Here is a 20,676-nt window from a genome sequence, read left to right on the forward strand (position 1 = left end):
GTGAGGATAAAATCTTAAAGAGAAATATTGGCTAAAAAGTACTTATTGTTAAAAAATATTAAAAAAATAAGAGGGAAATCGTTGCTTTCGCTCAAGCCTTAAAAGTGTGGATATTGTCAGACTGTGGTCGGATGTATTCTCAAAGTTGCATTTTGCATGATGTCCGCTTAGATTTTGTTTTATGGAAAACAGCGATGCGCCGTCAATCATTATGGATAGCAATGTGTACTGCAACAGCAGTTTTAGGGACAACGGCAACGCATGCAGCGTTTGTAGAAGACAGTCAAGTTCAACTCAAATTTCGCAACTTTTTCTTAGATCGTCAAATTGATCAACCAGATCAGACTAAGCCTCAAGATTTTGGTAGTTGGTCACAGGCAGTAACATTGGATGCTAAATCAGGTTATGCAGAACTTGGTCCTGTACAGGTGGGTGTCGATGTTTTGGCACAGTATGCATTCCGTTTAAGTGGAGATCGTGGTGATAATGATTATGTTATGCCATACGATTACAACAGCAAAGAGCAAGCCCGTGATAATGCAAAATTGGGTGCGACATTAAAAGCCAAAATCAGCCAAACAGAACTTAAAGTGGGTGAAATTTTACCCATGTCACCTGTGGTGCATTTCGACCCATCACGCCAATTACTCACCACATTTGAGGGTGCTTGGTTAGAATCTAAAGACCTTAAAAATACCAAACTTACTTTGGGCTATTTAGATGGTGTTAATGCTCGCTATGAAAATCAGGTACATGATTTTGGACTGTGGCCCAATGAATTAAATACGGATAAGGGTAAAGTTCGTGAAGGCGATAGCGAAAGTATGCTCATCGCAGGTGTGGACTATCAAGTGACACCTGAGTTGGCAGCGAGCTATTTCTATGCGGATGTAGACAATATTTACCGCCAAAATTATCTTGGTTTGGCTTTTAATAAAAAGCTGGATGAGCACAATAAAATCGCCACACATATCCGTTATTTCGATAACCAAGATTCTGGTGATGCGATTTATGGTGAAATTGATAACCAAGCAATTTCACTTCGTGGCGCATGGACACATGACAACCATACGATAGATGCAGGCTATCAACAGATTTTTGGTGATACGGGTAATGTGAATGCGATGTTCCCAACACTTTCAGGTTGGGTGCCTCAGCCGTATTTGGTGAATTGGTCGGTAGCAAGCTTTATTCGTAAAGATGAGCGTTCTTGGAGTTTAGGTTATACCTATGATTTTAAAGATACTTTTGCCAAAGGTTTGACTGTGACTGCACGTCATTATGATGGTTCAAATATTAAAAATAACAATGGTACACGAGGGAAAGAACAGGAAGATAATTTGATTGTGAATTATGTAATTCCTGAAGGGAAGCTTAAAGGTCTTGGTTTTCAATGGATGTATATCAATGTGAATTATGCCAATGTGCCAGGATTTGTGGATTTACAGGAACATCGTGTGGCAACGACGTATACATATAAGTTTTAAGGATTTATTCCTTTAGATCTTAATTTTATCTAATCGAAGTTTTTGGGGAGGTTGTTGAGCTAGCACAGCCCTTCATATCGTGAGAAATTTAAATTGATTTGCGTAGGCGATGCCTAACTTTTGAAGGATGATGAGAAGCATTGCTTCGCAAGACAAAAATCCTTTGTTGGGCGAGGGGTATGTCCTATACCCCCGCCTAACGGCGACATCCATGTCGCCCTGCGATAGCAAAATCCAATGTGACTTAATATATAAATATACATTTAAGTAACCCTAATTCTAAAAATAACTTTTTAGATGAATTTAAAATTTAGGGTTGCTTTTCATTATTAATAAATTATTTAAAACAATGACTTAAATTATCGTTTTTTTGTAGTTTGTCATCGTTATTAAGTATCAATTTCACTCAAATTCACAGGTACTATGAAGCTGTAAATTAGTCAGTTTGAATCCATATTGATGCGTTTTTAAATGGATTCAACCCATCGATTAGGCTGTAAAAGGAATAGGTATGAGTACTGTACAAATCCCAGATTATAAAACTGATGCATTCTTCGGCTTGGAAGATAAATGGATTGAAACTGCTGAAGGCGAACTCACCCATTATCATGAAATAGGTGAGGGTACACCGATTCTATTTTTACATGGTTCAGGTACAGGTGTTTCTGCAGCTGCAAACTGGTGGTTAAACTTGCCACAAATTGGTGAGCAAGCACGTTGTATCGCGATTGATACCATTGGTTATGGTCAAACAGTGGTTGCACCAAATACTGCTTATGGTATTCGTGCATGGGTTGATCATGCGATCCGTACTTTAGACGCACTGGGCATTGAAAAAACATGGTTGGTTGGTAACTCACTTGGTGGTTGGTTGGCATTCCAATTGGCAATGGATTATCCAGAGCGTGTACTTGGTATTGTATCTATGGGTACAGGTGGTGCAAAACAAACAGCAGCACTGAAAGCACATGCAAATCCTGTTTTGACAGAAGAAGGCATCAAAAAAACTTTGTCGATGTTTGTGGTAAACAAAGACTTAATCACCGATGAGTTGGTGAAAGTACGTTTCGCTTCTGCTGCAAATGACTATGCATCAAATCGTTTAATGGATGTGGTTGGCGCACGTGATCGTGATCGTTTTGAATTTCCACTCGATTTTGACAAAATGAAAGACATTACTGTACCCGTATTATTGATTCATGGTGTACAGGATGTGGTGATTCCAGTGTCTCGTTCATGGGATATTTTAAATACTGTACCACATGCCGATGCGCACATTTTCAGTCAGTGTGGTCACTGGTCGCAAGTAGAAAAAGCGGAAGAGTTTAATACCGTGATTAAAGATTATTTAACTGCACGTGGTGTGTAAATTTTCTGTATCAAAGTAAACAAAAGGATGGCGCAAGTTGTCCTTTTTTAGCCCTTTGAGTAGAGTTGTAATAAAAGCATGGATTAGCTCATGCTTTTATTCATAGTGATAACGGCAGGAAATTACGGTTATGGCTGTATCTGTGACTTCATAGACCAGTCGATTCTTTTCATCTATACGTCTGCTCCACAATCCAGATAAATCACCGAGTAAAGCTTCAGGTTTCCCAATACCTTCAAAGGGCGTACGTTGACATTCTTTGATTAAAGTATTGATTCTTTTGAGCGTCTTTCTATCTTGGCTTTGCCAATAAATATAAGTTTCCCAAGCTGTAGGCGTGAAACTAGTCAGTCGTGTCATCTAATAGTTCTCTTTCGACTGCTTTCGATGCGCGTAATTCAGCAATTGATTTTGCTAAATGTGCAGCATTACTTGGAGAAGATAACAGGTGTAATGTTTCCATGATGCTATTGTAATAATCTTGTCCCATCACAACAGCATGCTGTCCTTCTTTACGAGTAATTACAGCGACATCGGCATCATCTATTACTTTATCTAAAACAGTTTTTAGATTGTTACGTGCATCTGTGTATGTAAATACATGCATTTAAATACCTCGATCACCACTATGGACGATGAATAAGTAATCTAAACCATCTACACGATGGAGTATAAAATAAATGTACAATATTCTGTACATGTTGTAAAGATATAAGATCGTGATGTCAAAGTAGCACTTATAATAGGAAGTAAATGAAAGAGTATTTTGTTGCTCAGCTCATAATAAAACTCGCTGCGACATTAATACAGATCGCCAAAATGGTGGTGTTAAACCCATACGCCAAAAGGATATGTAAAATATTCAGTGTACGCATTGAACTTGAAGTTAAAGAAACATCAGCAGTTTGTGCAGAAGTGCCAATCACATAACTAAAATATATAAATTCTGGATAAGTCGGTTCAGGCGTTTTTGGAAAATCTAAGCCCCCATCTTGATGATTGGCGACTGCTAAATAAAAGTCATGCGCATAGTGAATCGCAAAAATGGTGTGCATAAATAACCATGCGAAAATGATGGTGACCATTGCTAAAATCAAATGCCCTAATTTGACCATATGATCATTTGGCAAATGTGTTAATTCAATAATAATCGCAATAAAACACATGATTAGGCTTAAAATGACTAAAAATAGGATGATCCATTTACTGGCATCTTGTTGTTGTGCTCGTTTTAAAATATGCGCCCGATTGGTTGTCCATAATGTTTTCATGGTCAAAATAAGATAGACAAAAATAGCAATATTCCAACTCAATAATAGATTTGTAGACCAATTCCAATCTGTTGAAAAAGCGATCATTACATAGAGCAGGGCTGTCATGATAAAGCTTATAAAAAAGTATGGACGAGATTGCACTCCTGACTTGAAGCGGTGAAACGTATGTATTGTCCTCATCAACATCACCCAAACTTAAAATTGTTATGTTTTATGTATAAATATCTTAGTCGAATTTATGGGAGGTGATTAGACTTAAGTTGTATGAAAAGTCAAAAAGTAGCAGAAATAAATGAGGTGCAAAAAGTAGTCATTTAAAGTTTTTGAGAATGACAGATGTAGATTAAAAAATAGCATTCAAACATCATTTTAAAGTGTGAACGAGGTCTTGGTTTTGACTCACTAGTATTCATTTAAAAAATAGTAGTGAGTTGATGTGATAAAAAAGAGTGAAAATATAATTCTTATTCGACACGATTTATGTCGAGATAAAACACTTTAGTGAGTAGTTCGATAAACTTTTGTACTGCAAACGAGTTGCTATTTTTGCGATAACTCACATAAAGGTCGAGATAGGGCAACTCTACGTCTAAAGGTCGAATCACAGAGTTATTCATCGTGAGTGGGGCAATATAACCCGGCAAAATGGTACAGCCTAAGCCCATACCAATTGAGTTGATATTAAATAAAATATTATCAGCGGTTTGCACAATATTGAACTCAATACCTTGAGTTTTAGCAAAGTCTAAAATAGCATTATGCAGCGTTCCCGATTGCTCTTCAGCAGGAATAATAAAATCAATACCATTCAATGCTTTGACAGGGATTCGCTCATATTTTGCCAAAGGATGATCCGCAGGCAAGATAAAGATTAAAGGCTCACGCAGGACAAATTTACTTTCAATTTCATCATTGTGAAAATTATGACGGGTAAAGGTAATGTCCAATTCACCTTTTTGAATAGCACGCATTTGTTCAAGGTTATTTAAACTGAGTAATTCAATTTTAAGGTCTTGATTTTGAACACGTAAATTTGGAAGTACATAAGGAAAGACTTTCATCTCTGCCACAGGTACAAAACCAATGCGGAGCAACTGTTGTTTGGCTTTGGAAACTTGACGTGCCATGGCGACCGCTTTGTCCGCTTGCGCTAAGGTGAGACGTGCTTGTTCAAGGAACACAGCACCTTCTTCAGTAAGCTCAACTTTACGTTTGGTTCGGTTTAAAAGTTTAACCCCGACATCTTCTTCCAAGTCTTTAATTTGCTGACTCAGAGAGGGTTGTGCGGTATATAACTTTAAGGCTGCCTTACTGAAGTTAAGTTCTTCAGCCACAGTGATGAAATATCTAAGGTGTCGTAATTCCATATAACTCTTCCAAAGAGTAATCCAAAAAATGTCTTAGTATGTTGCTGGCAGAGTATAATCTATAATCATCCATTCCGTGAAGATGATTATGCCATTTAGAAAATAAATGATTTATTGCAATTCATTAAAATTTTAGATAAAAAATAAACGGATTATTAATTCATAAAATATCTTAATTAAAACAAAATAAATATTTCCATAAAGTGCCTTTCAAAAGCGATGATTTGTGCAAAGTTGAGTCAATTTGTTTGTGACCCCACGTTTGTCGCAGGAGAGCTTTCATGAGTGGAAAAATTGATGTACGTGAAATCGACGCTTTGGTCGATGCACAAAATGGACGTATCTCGCCATCTATTTATACAGATCCTGATTTGTATGAATTGGAATTAGAGCGAGTTTTCGGTCGTACTTGGTTATTCCTTTGCCATGAAAGCCAAATTCCAAAGGCAGGTGATTTTTTTAACACTTACATGGGTGAAGATCCAATCATTGTGGTGCGTCAAAAAGATGGCTCAATCAAAGCATTATTGAATCAATGCCGTCACCGTTCGATGCGTGTCAGTTTTGCAGACTGTGGTAATACCCGTGCATTCACATGTCCATATCACGGTTGGTCATACGGTGTTGATGGTTCACTGAAAGATATTCCACTTGAAGATCGTGCATTTCCACAAGGTGCATGTAAAGAAAAATGGGGCTTGATCGAAGTCAATCGTGTCAAATCTTATAAAGGTTTAATTTTTGGTTGTTGGGATGAAAGCACACCTGATCTTGAAGAATACATGGGTGATATTGCTTGGTATTTGGATGGTGTATTAGACCGTCGTCCGGGTGGCACAGAAATCATCGGGGGTGTACACAAATGGGAAATCGAGTGTAACTGGAAATTTGCAGCAGAACAGTTTGCATCTGACCAATACCATGCTTTGTTCTCACATGCTTCTGCGATACAAGTGCTGGGAGCAAAACCTGATGATGAAGGCTCTAAAAAATTAGGTGCTGCACAGACTGCTCGTCCTGTTTGGGAAACAGCCAAAGACGCAATTCAATACGGTTCACGTGGTCATGGTTCAGGCTTTTTCTTTACCGAGAAACCTGATGCAAACGTCTGGGTGGACGGTGAGGTTGCCAACTATTTCCGTGAAACATTTGATGAAGTCAAAGAACGTTTAGGTGAAGTCCGTGCTTTACGTCTTGCAGGTCACAACACCATGTTCCCAACATTGTCATGGTTGAATGGTACAGCAACACTTCGTGTATGGCATCCACGTGGTCCAAACAAAACAGAAGTCTGGGCATTCTGTATTGCCGATGCCGAAGCATCACAAGAAGTGAAAGAAGCTTTTGAGCGTTCTGCGACACGTGCCTTTGGTCCTGCAGGTTTCTTGGAGCAAGATGATTCTGAGAATTGGATTGAGATTCAAAAAGTACTTCGTGGCTACAAAGCCCGTAAAAACCAACTCATTATGGAAATGGGTTTAGGTAATGAGAAAGTCCGTGAAGATGGTATTCCGGGGATCACCAACTACATTTTCTCAGAAACAGCCGCACGTGGTATGTACCGTCGTTGGGCAGACTTACTGATTCATGAAAAATGGGAAGACGTCGAAGCTGCGGCAGAAGCGTATGAGCAGGAGCTTGTAAAATGAGTTTAGTCAGCCTCGAATTACAACATCAAATCAGCCAATTTTTATATCGTGAAGCAAAACTGCTTGATGATTGGAAATTTCGTGAATGGTTAGATGTCTTTGCAGAAGATATTTCTTATACGCTTCGCACCACACCAAATGCACAAACCCGTGACCGCCGTCGTTCTGTTGAGCCACCAACGACGTGGGTATTTAACGACAATAAACATTTGCTGGAACGCCGTGTTGCGCGTCTTGAAACAGGTATGGCTTGGGCGGAAGAACCTCCGTCACGTACCACACATATGGTTTCAAATGTGATTGTTGAAGCGGCGGAAGTCGATGGTGAATACGATGTTTACGTCACCTATTTACTTTACCGTACACAGAAAGAAAAAGACGTGACGATTTACTGTGGTAAACGCCATGACAAAATCCGTAAAGTCGATACCGAGCAAGGTTTTCAAATCTTCAACCGTAAAATTACCCTAGACCAAGTGACGTATAACTCACACAACTTGAGCGTGTTCTTCTGATGAATAAAATTTTTGTTTGCCAAATTGACGAGTTAGACGAAGGCGAAGCACTAAAAGTAGAGTGCGGCGTGAATGGTATCGAAGCACTTGCTGTTTTTAACAACAATGGTGAATTCTTTGCCATGAATGACCGTTGTTCACATGGCAATGCCTCTATGTCTGAAGGTTATCTTGAAGATGACGGTACGGTGGAATGTCCATTACATTCTGCACGTTTTTGTCTAAAAACAGGTGAAGCATTGTGTCTACCTGCAACTGATCCAATCAAAACATTCCCTGTGATTGTGGAAGATGGTCAATTGTTTGTAGAAATGGCAGGAGAATAAGCATGGGTTGGCTACAAGGCGAAGTTGCACTGATTACTGGTGGTGGTTCAGGTTTAGGCTGGGCTTTGGTGGAGCGTTTTATTGAAGAGGGTGCACAAGTTGCAGTGCTTCAGCGTTCTAAAGCCAAAGTGGATGCTTTAAATGAACATTTTGGTGGTCAAGTCTTAGCAATTGAGGGTGATGTAGCCAACTATGCAGATAATGTCCGTGCGGTAAAAGCCACTGTTGAACGCTTTGGCAAACTCGATTGCTTCGTGGGCAATGCAGGTATTTGGGATCATTATGCCGATATCGTCAATACTTCAGGTGAACAACTTGAAAAGGCATTTGATGAAATCATGGGCATTAATACCAAGTCTTTAATCCTTGGTGCCAAGGCTGCACTCGATGCATTGATCGCTTCTGAAGGGTCTATCATATTTACTTTGTCTAATTCAGCTTTGTACTCAGCAGGCGGAGGCCCTGTATATACAGCATCTAAGCATGCAGGGGTTGGAATTATGAAAGAATTGGCCTATGAGCTTGCGCCTAAAGTACGAGTGAATGCCGTTGCGCCCTCAGGTATGAATGTCAATATCAAAGGTGCGGCATCTTTAGGTCAGGAAAATGTAGGCTTATTGGATGCACGTGATCCTGAGAAAATTGCCCGTGGTATGCCACTGAACTTCCTGCCTGAACCTTCCGACATGACTGGTTCATATGTCTTACTCGCATCTCGCCAAAACAATCGCCCACTCACAGGTGTATTGATCAATGCGGAATGTGGTTTGGGGATTCGTGGATTACGCCAACCGCGTGCAGGTTTCTTTGATGAGTGATTCACTAAAATTTTCATAAATTTATTTATATTTAAATTGATTTCCTTGTGCTGCTGAGGAGTAAGGAACTCAATTTAGAGTTTAAAGCTTTGAGTAAATATTTGAAAATTTATGATACGCGGAAACGTCATTCGCAACTGTTTGAGGCAGGACTTCATCTAAAACGTAATGTTTCTGAGAATGTATTTATTACGAGTTGGTTTTTGCCGAGTTTTGCGAATGACAATGGTTTTGCCTACTTTTGCCGAAACAAAAGTAGGTCGAACCGAAGGTTATTCCGAAAGTCTAAACGTCATTGGAAAGACTCCGCTGAATCATTTCAATTTATAAATGTTGACTAAACTTTGATTAGGTTATTTAAAAGTTTAGTTGAGATTTCAAAAATACATTCATTCAGTGATTGCTTCTATTTCGGAGTCCAACATGCCTGTTAAGCTCATATGTGCATCGCACAGTCCATTGATGGAATTTGCTTCACCGCAACAACAATACAAAGAACAAAAAGTTCGTGAGACTTTTGCTCAACTTGCCAAAGCAGTTGAAGCATACAACCCGACCTTAATCATTACCTTTGGTCCTGACCACTTTAATGGTTTCTTCTATGACTTGATGCCAAGTTTCTGTGTGGGGATTCGTGCCACAGCAGCAGGCGATTGGGACTATGGCAAAATTGACAATAAAATTGATGTACCTGAAGAAACAGCAATTCAGTTGGTGCGTCGTGTTTTAGATGAAGGCGTCGATGTTGCCTATTCATACCGTATGCAAGCCGATCATGGTGTAACGCAACCCTTACATTTTTTATGCGGTGGAAAACTGGATCGCTACCCAACCATTCCTATTTTCATCAATGGTGCTGCTGCACCGATGCCCACCACCAAACGTACAGTGGCTTTAGGTCGTGCAGTCGGTCAGTTTGTTAAATCATTGAACCTTGAAAATGAACGTGTTTTGATTTTAGGAACAGGTGGCTTATCACACGATCCACCGACACCACAAATGGGTTCAGTACCGCCTGAAGTGGAAGAATTCTTGATTTGTGGACGTAATCCAAGTGAAGAATCACGCAATACACGTCAAGGCAAAATTATTGCTGTAGGACAAAAATTGGCAGCAGGTGATACCTCTGTGGCTGTGCCATTAAATCCTGAATGGGATCGTACCTTGCTTGAAACTTTTGCCAAAGCTGACTTTGCAACGATTGAAGCGATGACTGAAGCTGAAATCCGTAAAGATGGTGGTCGTGGTGGTCAGGAAGTCCGTTCATGGATGGCTGCTTTTGCTGCAATGCATGAAGTGGGCGAATACGACATGACCACACATTGCTACGAAGATATTAGTGAGTGGATTGCGGGCTTTGGCATCGTATCTGCTGAATTGAAATAAATAAAGGAAATCTCCCATGAGCCAAAATGAGACGAAAACCATTGTAATTGTTGGTGCAGGTCAAGCAGGTGCGAGCGCCATTTTAGAACTTCGTGCTAACAAATATGAGGGCAAGATCATTTTGGTGGGAGATGAAATCCATCTGCCGTATGAACGTCCACCTTTATCGAAAGATGTGATCTTAAAGCCTGATGAAACCAAAATTGAGATTTTGTCAGAACAGAAATTGGCAGATTTGGGTGTTGAACATATCCGTGGCAATGGTATGGTGAAAATCAATGCTGAGGAAAAAACGGTTGAACTTAAAAATGGTGAAACAATTGCCTTTGATAAGTTACTGCTTGCCACAGGTGGTGCGGCACGTCGTTTACCAAACTTCGATGCATTAGGTAAACATGTTTATACCTTACGTAATCTTGAAGATTCTCAAGCCCTTGTTCCCGTACTACAAGCAGGTCGTCGTATTGTTTTAATCGGTGGTGGCGTGATTGGTCTAGAACTTGCTTCTTCTGCACGTTTTAAAGATTGCCAAGTGACCGTGATCGAAATGGGCAGCATGGTGATGGGACGTTCATCGCCACGTATTTTGAGTGAGTTCCTGTTGGCTCAACAACGCCTTGCAGGTGTCGATGTGCGCCTTGAAACTAAGATTGCTGAGTGTCAGCTTGAGGGTGAAGAAGTGGTGATCACACTTGAGGGTGGTGAAGAACTTCGTGCAGATGCTGTCATTTACGGCATTGGTATTATTCCAAATGCACAATTAGCAATTGATGCGGGCTTAGACGTAGACTTTGCTATTCAGGTCAATGAAAATTGCCAAACATCACATCCTGATATTTATGCGGCAGGCGATGTGGCAACACAGTTACGTGACAATGGTCAATATGGTCGTGTAGAAACTTGGGAAAATGCCAATTTACAAGCAGGGATTTTCGCTCGCCATGTGATGTGTGTTGAACACCCAACGCCAAATCCTGCATGGTTTTGGACAGATCAACTGAATATTAATTATCAATTTGTCGGTGATATGGCTGCTGCTGAATGGCACATTCGTGGTGAAATGAACGCTGAATTAGCTACTGAATCATCATTCATCTTATTTGGCGTGACTGATGGCGTGATTGTGGGTGGAATCACCGTCAATGCTGCTAAAGAGATGCGTCTTTTGAAAAAACTCATCAGCAAACAAACCAATTTTGAAGCAGATAAGCATTTGGATATGAGTCAAGAACTACGTAAGTTAGTTAAATAATCTCGGTTTTTTGTCATCTTAAACCTGAGTGATTTTACTCAGGTTTTATGCTCAGGTTTTTTTATGTTTCGATTTTTAAATGAATTTAACAATGGGGGTGTAAACGTAAATGTAATGTGGGACAAAGTTGCCCTTGTGTATCCCATGCTGAACGGGCAATCACCTCAAAGCCATGCTTTTGATAAAAATGCTGTAAGTCAGGGTGATTTTCTAAAATATCTACTTCTTGAATACCTAAAGACAATGCATATTTCAGCAAAGCTGAGCCAACGCCAAGACCAATATATTTCGGATGCACATAGAACATTTCAATTTTTTGATAAGCCAAGCCAATGAAACCAACAATTTCATGGTTGATTTCCAAATGAAACAATTGTAAATGTCTAAAATAATGATGCTCAGTGATGAGTTCTTTTATTTTTAATACATGTTGCAGGTCATGTTTTTTTTGAAATGACTCTATACATTGTTGCCAAACAGACAAAAGTTGTTGGTGCTGATTAGGTAAAGATGAACGAATTTTGGTTTGCATAAAAAGATCGCCCAAACGAGAAAAGAAACAAAAAATAAAGGAAAAATACAAGCTATTTAACAAATATGGCTTAAAATGCAGATAAAAATCAAATCACTGTATTTGATGATAAAAAATAGGACAATTAATGTCAGATTCCAACAAAATTGTGGTGTATGCAGCGCTTTTTGGTAACCTTGCGATTGCCTTAGTGAAGTTTATTGCTGCTTATATTACAAATAGTTCTGCAATGTTCAGTGAGGCGATTCATTCAGTCGTGGATACACTCAATGAAATATTATTGCTGTATGGTATGAAGAAATCACAACAACCTGCCAATGCTAAACATCCTTTTGGCTATGGACGTGAGTTGTATTTTTGGGCATTTATTGTTTCGTTAATGGTATTTGCATTGGGTGCAATTGTGTCAATTTATCAGGGTGTACAACATGTTTTACATCCTGAAAAAATGAGCTCACCTTATGTCAATTATATTGTGTTAGGTATTGCGATCCTGTGTGAGGGAACTTCTTGGTTTGTTGCTTTAAAATCTTTTAAGAAAATGAAAGGTAAAATGGGCTACTTTGAAGCATTTCGACGTAGTAAAGATCCGACAACATTTACGGTATTATTTGAAGATTCGGCAGCATTGATCGGTTTATTTATTGCACTGGTGGGGATTTTCCTTGCACATCAATTGAATCTTCCTGTGATTGATGGTATTTCTTCAATTTTGATTGGCGTAGTTTTGGCGATTTCAGCTGTACTTTTGGCAAGAGAAACCAAAGGTTTACTTTTAGGTGAAATTGCTGATCCACAATTGCGGCAAAATGTGTTAAAAGTGGCAAGAGAAGATCCTGCGGTACATTATGCCAATGGCGTTTTAACTGAACAAATGGGCGCACATCAAGTGCTTGCCTCACTCAGTTTAGAATTTAAAGATAATTTAACTTCAGATGATATCGAAGCTTGTGTAAATCGTATTGAAAACAAGATCAAAGAGATTCATCCTGAAATTATTGCATTATTTATTAAACCGCAAACACAACAGATGTGGTTAGAAAGAATGAAAGGGCGTTTAGAGTCGTAATGTCAAAAGAGATTGAACAAAATTCGGTTGAAGATCGTACTTTGCACACCGAAGAACTTGTAGCGACCGTTCCTACACAGCAACTCCACTATAGATTAGAAACGGAGAGTTGCTTAGCTCATACATGGTATCGTCCTGTATTTAAGGTATTGGCGTCAGATCATCATAATGGCGAAAACTTTTTTAATCCTGTGCGTCGCCCAGAAGGTCGTCGTCGTTGGGATTTGGTGAAATGGCTGAGTACTCGTAAGTCCTCAACATGGAAAGTCGATTCAGCCAAAGAAGCAGCTGAGTTTTATGCAACCTCACGTGCTTTGCCACAAAATCGCCCTAATGCATCTGATAATGATTGGCAAGTGTGGTTTATCAATCATGCGACAGTTTTGTTGCAAATAGGACCTTATAACTTTTTAACTGATCCAGTCTGGGCAGACCATGTTAGCCCAAAACAAGGGCGTGGTCCTAAACGTGTGATTCCTGCAGGGATTGCGTTAGAACATTTGCCAACGATCCATGCTGTATTGCTAAGCCATAATCACTATGACCATATGGACGTTGCCAGTTTACGTTGGTTGCATCAAAAATTTGCCATGCCGATTTATACAGGTTTAGGCAATAGTCATTATTTGCCAAAAGATTGGCATGTGATTGAAATGGATTGGTGGCAATCAGCATTATTTAAAAATTTAAAAATTATCTATACGCCTGCACAACATGGCTCAGGTCGTGGTTTTCGTGACCAAAATGCAGCATTGTGGGGTGGTTTTTCAATTATTTCACCGCATGGACATTTTTTCTTTGCAGGTGACACTGGCTATTCAGGGCATTTTAAAGAAATTCAAAAACGTTTAGGTTCACCACGTATTGCATTGATTCCAATTGGTGCGTATGAACCACGTCATTTGATGAAATATATGCATATGAATCCACAAGATGCGTTTCAAGCACATGCAGATTTGCAAGCAAAGCGTTCTTTGGCGATCCATTATCGAACATTCCAACTGACTGATGAAAACCGTGAACAACCTGAACATGACTTGCAGCTTGCAATGAAAAATACCTCTAAATTGATGAATCCATTTTATTGTATTAAAGAGGGGCGTAAGTTAATTGTCTAAAGCCTGATGAACATAATACGGAAGTGAAATATGGCAATTTTAATTCAGGGTGAGATTGAGATTCATATTCTCCAAACTCGAATAGATCAATTATTACCCATGATGAATATTGTGCTCATTACTGATTTTGCTGAGTTTGATTCAAAGAAATTTGATTACTTTTTTGATTATTATGTTCATCGCAATCATCAACATGTTTGGACTCAGCTTGAGTTTTCGATGTGCTTCAATATTGCTTTTGAGTTTGAGGAGTATTTAGCGTATCAGCTAAACAAAAAATACCACTGGGTAACTGTCGCAGACTGTTATCGCTTAATGGCAGATCGCCTGCAAGGGGATGTATGTTCAGGTTATTATTCGATTTTGTTTGAACAGAATAATTCAATTTACTTGGTGGATAACAGTACTTTTGATGATGAAACAAATAGCTTATTATTTACAAAACTTGCTTGTATTTCTCCACCATCAGCACAGAAAACCATCAAAGATCCATATCAGTTTGCTGAATATGCTCAACAACCATATATTGGTTATAAACTTGAAGATGGTGTGTTTTATCCTGTGATGAAAAGTGAATACCTTGTATTACAACTTCCTGATCTATTGCAACGGTGGCATAAGAATCATTCATAAGTGCTTATTTAATTTATAAAAATGAGAAAAATAATGAAAATATTCCAACCTTTTATTCTTGTGTTAATGATGTTTGGCACTGTTGCTCAGGCAAAGACGGTCAACATTAACCAACATGACTTTGAGATAAAAAACACACATGGCGAAACTGAAGAAGGTTTCGAGCAGGACAACTTTGAGTTGTATCGTGATGCTAAAAAGCTGCTGACCCATACTCAACGTTTAAGTACAGGTGATTGCAGTATTCTTACCATAGAGGTGGGAGATTATGACATTAAAGGCAATCAACTGATTTTTTATACCTATTGGGCGGCGAGTGATCGACAAGGCTTATGGGCATATCCTTATGGCGTTCGCAAACAAATTTATACAGTCAATGCCAAGGGTGGGGTGGATTTAACCACGGCTGTGATTTATGTGGAGGATTACAACAGTGAGGGCGATCCACAAGAAATCGATGCAGAAAAAGAATATTTACAGTTCTTGCATACCGCACCGAAAAACCAACAACAACGTCAGGCACTCAATCATTATATGCAAAGTATGCAAATCCGTTATAAGGCACGTTTTGTCAGTGGGAAAGAAAGAACACAACTGATTCAAGAGGTTGAAAAGCGCTTAGCGCCCCAAATCAAAACGGAAACGCAAAGTTGGCAAGCCGACCTTAAAGACTATACCCAAAATAAAAATACCGCATTAAGGTACCTGAGAATGGGGCAACAACTGTAGCGCAATCACCGATAAGCTTCCCATTGCTACATTCATTACAAATGGATTAAAGGCTTGTTGGAAATAACGCAGATCTGTAAATAAAATCAGCCCACTTAAACCGATCATGCCTAAAATATTCAAATAATGTAAAACTTTGGCATGTCTAAAGATCAGGAATAAAGTTCCAAAAATGATTTCAATATAACCTGAAATTTGTATTAAAAATAACATGCCGATTTCATCAAAGCCTTGGAGCTCCCACAAACGTTGTTCATCCATGGCATGAAACATGAGCTTGGGAACTAAACCCTGATAGATCCAAAGGATTGCCAAAGTGATATTGATGCTGATCAGGGAATTTCGGATCGCTTTATATTTTTCCATTGACGACATTTTCCAAAAAATGCTGTTTATTTTCAACAGAAGGCAATATGCAATGATCCGTCGTCCCAAATAAGCGATAACGATTGAAAGCCACTCGGCGGTAGAGAAAATCTCGGAGCAATTTCGGCATGACATAACCGACTTTTAAACTTGAAAAAGGTTGCCCCAAGTCTTCGATCACTTTTAAAAATGCAGTAGATTCAGTGTACATTTGCCCATTTTTAACCACAAGCATGGTGTCAAAATGATCTGTCGGCATTTGATAAAATTTTAAAATGGCTTGTCCTAAATCAGACTGAACTGAGGCGAGTTTAAATCGAGCATCTATATCATATTTGATTAGAAATTCTGTCCAAGCATTGCATAACACACAAATCGCATCAAATAACACAATGTCATGTTGTTGAATGATCTGTTCAATGCTGTCCTTAGTTAGGGCAATATGATTTTCAGTGCTTATTTTTGACATTCACAGGCTCATTTTATGCAGCGCTTAAGCTCACTATAACTGAAATTATTGGGCGAAAAAACAGTCTGTATCGGTACATTTTTAAACCATCGGAATAATCGAAAAGTATGATGAAAATAATGAATCACTTAAACTTTGTAAGGAAATAGTCGAGAAAATGTTGCTAAATCGCTGAATTATTGTAAATCATTAAATTTTAAGATTTTAAATAGAAGAATCCGATTGTTTTTATTCGTTAAATTCACTTTAGCTTGTCATGAAAAACCGCTATGTTGGTGTTGTAGCAGAATTTTTAAACGGTTAAATTTTTAATCAAAATTGATGAATGAGGAAATTATACATGGATAACAATAAGCCAGCTTCAGGTTGCCCTTTCCATCAAGCCGGTGGGCAGACCAGTGTAGCCAGCACCAATAATGCAGATTGGTGGCCGAATGCGCTGAATCTCGATATTCTTTCTCAACATGACAAAAAAACCAATCCGATGGACCCAGATTTTGATTATGCCAAAGCATTTAAATCATTGGATTTGGAAGCAGTAAAACAAGACTTACGTGAACTGATTAATTCAAGCCAAGATTGGTGGCCATCGGACTATGGTAGCTATATTGGTATGTTCGTGCGTACCGCATGGCACTTGGCAGGTTCGTATCGTAAACAAGATGGTCGTGGCGGTGCGAACACAGGTAACCAACGCTTTGCACCCTTAAACAGTTGGCCTGATAACGTCAACACAGATAAAGGTCGTCGTCTACTTTGGCCAATCAAACAGAAATATGGTAATAAAATCTCTTGGGGGGACTTGATCGTTCTTGCAGGAACAGTTGCTTATGATGTGGCAGGTTTAAAAACCTTTGGTTTCGGTGGTGGTCGTTTAGACATTTGGGCACCTGAAAAAGACATTTATTGGGGTGAAGAACGTCAATGGCTTGCACCGACCAAAGAGCGTTATGCAAGTGATGAAGATCGTTCATCTTTGGAAAATCCACTTGCTGCGGTACAAATGGGCTTGATCTATGTCAACCCTGAAGGTGTTGATGGCGTACAGGATCCATTACGTACTGCACAGGACATGCGTGTTACGTTTGACCGTATGGGCATGGATGACGAAGAAACTGTTGCACTCACCGTTGGTGGTCATACCGTGGGTAAAGCACATGGTAATGGTAAAGCTGAAAATCTCGGTGCGGATGTAGAAAGTGCAGATGTAGAATTCCAAGGTCTCGGTTGGCACAACTCAGAAGGCACAGGCAATGGTGCAAATACCATGGTCAGTGGTCTTGAAGGTGCTTGGACAACACATCCTGACAAATGGGACAATGAATTCCTGTATTTACTGTTCACGTATGAATGGGAAAAAACGCTCAGTCCTGCAGGTGCAAAACAATGGGAACCTGTGAACATCAAAGAGGAAGATAAACCTGTTGATGCACACAATCCAAATGTACGCCGTAACCCAATGATGACAGATGCCGATATGGCACTGAAGTTTGACCCTGCGTACCGTAAAATTGCAGAAGATTTTTATCAAAATCCTGACAAATTAGCTGATGTATTTGCCCGTGCTTGGTTCAAACTGACCCATCGTGATATGGGACCAAAAACTCGCTACTTGGGTGCTGATGTTCCAAATGAAGATTTAATTTGGCAAGATCCAATTCCAAAAGCAGATTACACATTGTCTGATGTCGAAGTGACTAATCTTAAAGTGAAGCTACTGAACAGTGGTTTAACTTCTGCTGAATTGATCGCAACCGCTTGGGATAGCGCACGTACTTTCCGTGGTTCGGACTATCGTGGTGGTGCCAATGGTGCACGTATTCGCCTTGCTCCACAAAAAGATTGGGAAGGGAATGAACCTGCTCGTTTAGCTAAAGTTGTCGCGAAACTTGAAGAAATTCAAGCGGGCTTAGTCAAGAAAGTCAGCATTGCAGATTTGATCGTACTTGGTGGTACAGCAGCGGTTGAGAAAGCAGCGCAAGATGCGGGTGTGAATATCAAAGTTCCATTCCTTGCAGGTCGTGGTGATGCAACTCAAGAACAAACAGATGCGTATTCTTTTGAAGATTTCGAGCCGAAAGCAGATGGTTTCCGTAACTTCTTAAAAGCGGATTATGTGGTTCAACCTGAAGAAATGTTGCTTGACCGTGCACAATTGCTTGGTTTGACTGCACCTGAAATGACAGTTCTTGTTGGTGGTTTACGTGTACTTGGTGCAAACTATGCGGACAATAAAGCAGGTGTATTCACAGACAAAGTGGGTGTTCTCACTAATGATTTCTTCGTGAATCTAACGGATATGAACTATAACTGGAAACCAACAGGTAAAAATTCATATAACATCGTTGAGCGTAAGTCTGGTGATGTGAAATGGACTGCTAGCCGTGTTGATCTAGTGTTCGGTTCCAACTCGATTCTTCGTTCTTATGCAGAAGTGTATGCGCAGGACGATAACAAAGAGAAGTTTGTGAAAGACTTTGTGGCAGCATGGACGAAAGTCATGAATGCTGACCGCTTTGATGTGAAATAAATAATTTAAAATGTAAAAAACCGCCTGAGGGCGGTTTTTTTGGAACAATGAATTTTCATCTAAAAAAGCCACACTTGGACAAGTCAGGCTTTTTCATGGATTGCAATCTACTGATTTAAAAAAGATAACTGATTGCACTTCGCATAAGCTGTATTATGTTAATTTTAGATAGTAAATAACTATTCTACTGATTCCATCATAAATCTTATATTTCCTTCCATATTAAAAACAGATACTAATTGAACAATAAAGTAAAAAATTGACATAGAAGATTCATTATATGAAAAAGATACTCTATGACCTGATAGGAAGCTATATTTCTCCATTTTTATAGAATATTCACCTAACTCATCATCATAAAGTTTGATATCAACCCCATTTTTTCTAAATAAAATAAAAAGATGATTGGATTTTATGGATAATTTAAAAGCATCCTTCCATACATTAGAAACTGTTTGAATATATTGAAATTTATTACGGATAAGAAATAAAATTAGCTTATCTTTACTAGCAATATTATCTTTTTTCCGATCTACCTGAATAAGCTTATTTCTTTTCTTACTAAAAAATTTTGCTAATCTAATATTTTCTTCTGTCTCTTGTACATCAAAGACATAGCGTCTTGCACATGATAGGTAAATTCCCTTTTTTCCACTTTTGATAACTCGACCAAGATCATTCCATTGAGCCATAGTCTTATAGCCTTGAGTTAATAATTCTATTTCCCAATCGTTATTCCAACAGGGATCATCCCAAGGTCCACCATCTGGTGAATAATATTGAGGATAATGATCTAAATTAGGCATATTTATTCCAAAAACCATTGTTATTTATAAGTATATATTAAATAATATGTACACTTTATACATAATTTAGCTTCAGCAGAACAATTAGGTGTTGATGTTTCGTCCACTATTATTTTTTTTGCTTATCTAGTAGGTTATTCGGTTATCACCGAATATTTGAAGAAGCTACGCTTGACTGAGAGTGAAGCTAACGCTTCATCCATTGAAACTATTGGGATTTTCGTAAATTATGTATAAAGAAAAATTTTCTTATACACAAAAGTGTATATCTAAAAACAATGGAAAAATTAGAAAAATCTATGTTCCAAACGAAAATTTAAAAAAATTCTTAAGAACCTTATTAAAAAATTTAGAAAACATTTATCATAATAATTATATTCACGATTGTGATCATGCATTTCTTAAAGGAAAAAATTGTGTAACTAATGCTGCTACTCATATAAAAAGTCGCTTTATCTTATCTTTAGATATTGAGGATTTTTTTGAGAGCCTTCCAAAAAGTTTGTTAGAGAATTATATATCAGATCATATACTTGATCTTGTATTAGTAAATAAAAGGATTGTACAGGGATATCCAACAAGCCCATATTTAGCAAATATTGCTATGATTGAAGTTGATAATTTGATTATGGAAGTAATTAAAAATAAAGATATTACTTATACTAGATATGCTGATGATCTTACTTTTAGCTTTAATGAAGCCACAGAAAGAGAATATATTCTCGCAACGGTTATACAAATATTAAAAGGATTTAACCTTAAAATTAATGGTAAAAAAACAAAATTTCAAGATAAAAAGAATGGAAGAGCTATTATTACTGGAGTCGGAGTATCAATGTATGCAGTGCATCCAACCAGAAAAACATTAAAAAAAATCAGAGCAGCCAAACATCAAAACAATATTCTAAGTGAACGAGGCTTAGTTTCTTGGAGCTTATGTAAAACGCCTAAATAGATGCATATTACTTATCTTATTTAATA

At 38.5% G+C, this 20,676-nt stretch carries 22 protein-coding genes; 14 read left to right on the forward strand and 8 right to left on the reverse strand.

The features are described from left to right. Positions 1–194 precede the first annotated feature (194 nt). Positions 195–1,487, forward strand: a complete 1,293-nt coding sequence (locus tag AVJ19_RS10030) for an OprD family outer membrane porin (RefSeq protein ID WP_111859627.1) — start codon at positions 195–197, stop codon at positions 1,485–1,487. 511 nt (positions 1,488–1,998) lie between these two features. Continuing rightward, positions 1,999–2,856, forward strand: coding sequence for an alpha/beta fold hydrolase (locus AVJ19_RS10035; RefSeq protein ID WP_111859582.1), 858 nt, complete (start codon positions 1,999–2,001; stop codon positions 2,854–2,856). A 96-nt stretch (positions 2,857–2,952) separates the two neighbouring features. On the opposite strand, the gene AVJ19_RS10040 is transcribed toward AVJ19_RS10035, so the two are convergent. From AVJ19_RS10040 to hcaR, 4 genes are all read right to left on the reverse strand, one after another. Then, positions 2,953–3,216, reverse strand: coding sequence for a Txe/YoeB family addiction module toxin (locus AVJ19_RS10040; RefSeq protein WP_068973744.1), 264 nt, complete (start codon positions 3,214–3,216; stop codon positions 2,953–2,955). Beyond that, the gene (locus AVJ19_RS10045) at positions 3,200–3,463 is read right to left on the reverse strand and encodes a type II toxin-antitoxin system Phd/YefM family antitoxin (protein WP_068973743.1); all 264 of its coding nucleotides are present in this window, start codon (positions 3,461–3,463) and stop codon (positions 3,200–3,202) included. Before AVJ19_RS10045 ends, AVJ19_RS10040 begins: the two co-directional genes overlap by 17 nt. A gap of 166 nt (positions 3,464–3,629) precedes the next feature. After that, the gene (locus tag AVJ19_RS10050) at positions 3,630–4,310 is read right to left on the reverse strand and encodes a DUF1345 domain-containing protein (protein ID WP_416240579.1); all 681 of its coding nucleotides are present in this window, start codon (positions 4,308–4,310) and stop codon (positions 3,630–3,632) included. A gap of 284 nt (positions 4,311–4,594) precedes the next feature. Further along, the gene (gene hcaR, locus AVJ19_RS10055) at positions 4,595–5,497 is read right to left on the reverse strand and encodes a DNA-binding transcriptional regulator HcaR (protein WP_111859584.1); all 903 of its coding nucleotides are present in this window, start codon (positions 5,495–5,497) and stop codon (positions 4,595–4,597) included. A 281-nt stretch (positions 5,498–5,778) separates the two neighbouring features. Here hcaR and hcaE point away from each other — a divergent pair, with 281 nt between their 5' ends. From hcaE to hcaD, 6 genes are all read left to right on the forward strand, one after another. Next, entirely contained in the window at positions 5,779–7,146 is a 1,368-nt protein-coding gene (gene hcaE, locus AVJ19_RS10060; protein ID WP_068973740.1) for a 3-phenylpropionate/cinnamic acid dioxygenase subunit alpha, read from the forward strand. After that, positions 7,143–7,661, forward strand: coding sequence for a 3-phenylpropionate/cinnamic acid dioxygenase subunit beta (gene hcaF / locus AVJ19_RS10065; protein ID WP_087552206.1), 519 nt, complete (start codon positions 7,143–7,145; stop codon positions 7,659–7,661). Before hcaE ends, hcaF begins: the two co-directional genes overlap by 4 nt. After that, positions 7,661–7,987 (forward strand): 3-phenylpropionate/cinnamic acid dioxygenase ferredoxin subunit, encoded by a 327-nt coding sequence (hcaC, locus tag AVJ19_RS10070; RefSeq protein ID WP_068973738.1) that lies wholly within the window; start codon positions 7,661–7,663, stop codon positions 7,985–7,987. Before hcaF ends, hcaC begins: the two co-directional genes overlap by 1 nt. A 2-nt stretch (positions 7,988–7,989) precedes the next feature. Then, positions 7,990–8,805 (forward strand): 3-phenylpropionate-dihydrodiol/cinnamic acid-dihydrodiol dehydrogenase, encoded by an 816-nt coding sequence (hcaB, locus tag AVJ19_RS10075; protein ID WP_111859585.1) that lies wholly within the window; start codon positions 7,990–7,992, stop codon positions 8,803–8,805. 423 nt (positions 8,806–9,228) lie between these two features. Further along, positions 9,229–10,191 carry a 3-carboxyethylcatechol 2,3-dioxygenase gene (locus tag AVJ19_RS10085; protein ID WP_111859586.1) on the forward strand — a complete coding sequence of 321 codons (963 nt, stop codon included), beginning with the start codon at positions 9,229–9,231 and terminating at the stop codon, positions 10,189–10,191. A gap of 16 nt (positions 10,192–10,207) precedes the next feature. Then, a complete protein-coding gene (hcaD, locus tag AVJ19_RS10090) occupies positions 10,208–11,443 on the forward strand; it encodes a 3-phenylpropionate/cinnamic acid dioxygenase ferredoxin--NAD(+) reductase subunit (protein WP_111859587.1) in 1,236 nt (411 codons plus the stop codon). A gap of 85 nt (positions 11,444–11,528) precedes the next feature. Here the strand turns inward: hcaD and AVJ19_RS10095 are convergent, their stop codons facing one another. Then, complete coding sequence (locus AVJ19_RS10095; protein ID WP_111859588.1) at positions 11,529–11,975, reverse strand: GNAT family N-acetyltransferase; 447 nt, start codon at positions 11,973–11,975, stop codon at positions 11,529–11,531. A gap of 127 nt (positions 11,976–12,102) precedes the next feature. Here AVJ19_RS10095 and AVJ19_RS10100 point away from each other — a divergent pair, with 127 nt between their 5' ends. The 4 genes from AVJ19_RS10100 to AVJ19_RS10115 are packed head-to-tail and all read left to right on the forward strand — an operon-like array spanning position 12,103 to position 15,524. Beyond that, a complete protein-coding gene (locus AVJ19_RS10100) occupies positions 12,103–13,044 on the forward strand; it encodes a cation diffusion facilitator family transporter (protein ID WP_111859589.1) in 942 nt (313 codons plus the stop codon). Then, complete coding sequence (locus AVJ19_RS10105; RefSeq protein WP_111859590.1) at positions 13,044–14,162, forward strand: MBL fold metallo-hydrolase; 1,119 nt, start codon at positions 13,044–13,046, stop codon at positions 14,160–14,162. Before AVJ19_RS10100 ends, AVJ19_RS10105 begins: the two co-directional genes overlap by 1 nt. 30 nt (positions 14,163–14,192) lie before the next feature. Continuing rightward, positions 14,193–14,795, forward strand: coding sequence for a hypothetical protein (locus AVJ19_RS10110; RefSeq protein WP_111859591.1), 603 nt, complete (start codon positions 14,193–14,195; stop codon positions 14,793–14,795). Positions 14,796–14,828: 33 nt separating this feature from the next. After that, positions 14,829–15,524: a hypothetical protein gene (locus AVJ19_RS10115; protein WP_228203345.1), complete on the forward strand. Its 696-nt coding sequence runs from the start codon at positions 14,829–14,831 to the stop codon at positions 15,522–15,524. On the opposite strand, the gene AVJ19_RS10120 is transcribed toward AVJ19_RS10115, so the two are convergent. After that, on the reverse strand, positions 15,492–15,890 hold the full coding sequence (locus tag AVJ19_RS10120) for a DoxX-like family protein (RefSeq protein ID WP_111859592.1): 399 nt from the start codon (positions 15,888–15,890) through the stop codon (positions 15,492–15,494). The two genes, AVJ19_RS10115 and AVJ19_RS10120, sit on opposite strands and share 33 nt — an antisense overlap. Then, positions 15,877–16,359, reverse strand: coding sequence for a thiol-disulfide oxidoreductase DCC family protein (locus AVJ19_RS10125; RefSeq protein ID WP_111859593.1), 483 nt, complete (start codon positions 16,357–16,359; stop codon positions 15,877–15,879). Before AVJ19_RS10125 ends, AVJ19_RS10120 begins: the two co-directional genes overlap by 14 nt. A 340-nt stretch (positions 16,360–16,699) precedes the next feature. On the opposite strand from AVJ19_RS10125, the gene katG reads away from it, so the two are divergent. After that, positions 16,700–18,889 (forward strand): catalase/peroxidase HPI, encoded by a 2,190-nt coding sequence (gene katG / locus AVJ19_RS10130; RefSeq protein WP_111859594.1) that lies wholly within the window; start codon positions 16,700–16,702, stop codon positions 18,887–18,889. Between the two features lie 179 nt (positions 18,890–19,068). Here the strand turns inward: katG and AVJ19_RS10135 are convergent, their stop codons facing one another. Further along, the gene (locus tag AVJ19_RS10135) at positions 19,069–19,695 is read right to left on the reverse strand and encodes a hypothetical protein (protein ID WP_111859595.1); all 627 of its coding nucleotides are present in this window, start codon (positions 19,693–19,695) and stop codon (positions 19,069–19,071) included. A gap of 229 nt (positions 19,696–19,924) precedes the next feature. Between AVJ19_RS10135 and AVJ19_RS10140 the strand changes: the two genes are divergently transcribed. Next, positions 19,925–20,650 (forward strand): reverse transcriptase family protein, encoded by a 726-nt coding sequence (locus AVJ19_RS10140; protein WP_111859596.1) that lies wholly within the window; start codon positions 19,925–19,927, stop codon positions 20,648–20,650. The last annotated feature ends 26 nt before the right edge of the window (positions 20,651–20,676 follow it).

The organism is Acinetobacter sp. CFCC 10889, from assembly GCF_003268395.1.
Taxonomy (GTDB): domain Bacteria; phylum Pseudomonadota; class Gammaproteobacteria; order Pseudomonadales; family Moraxellaceae; genus Acinetobacter.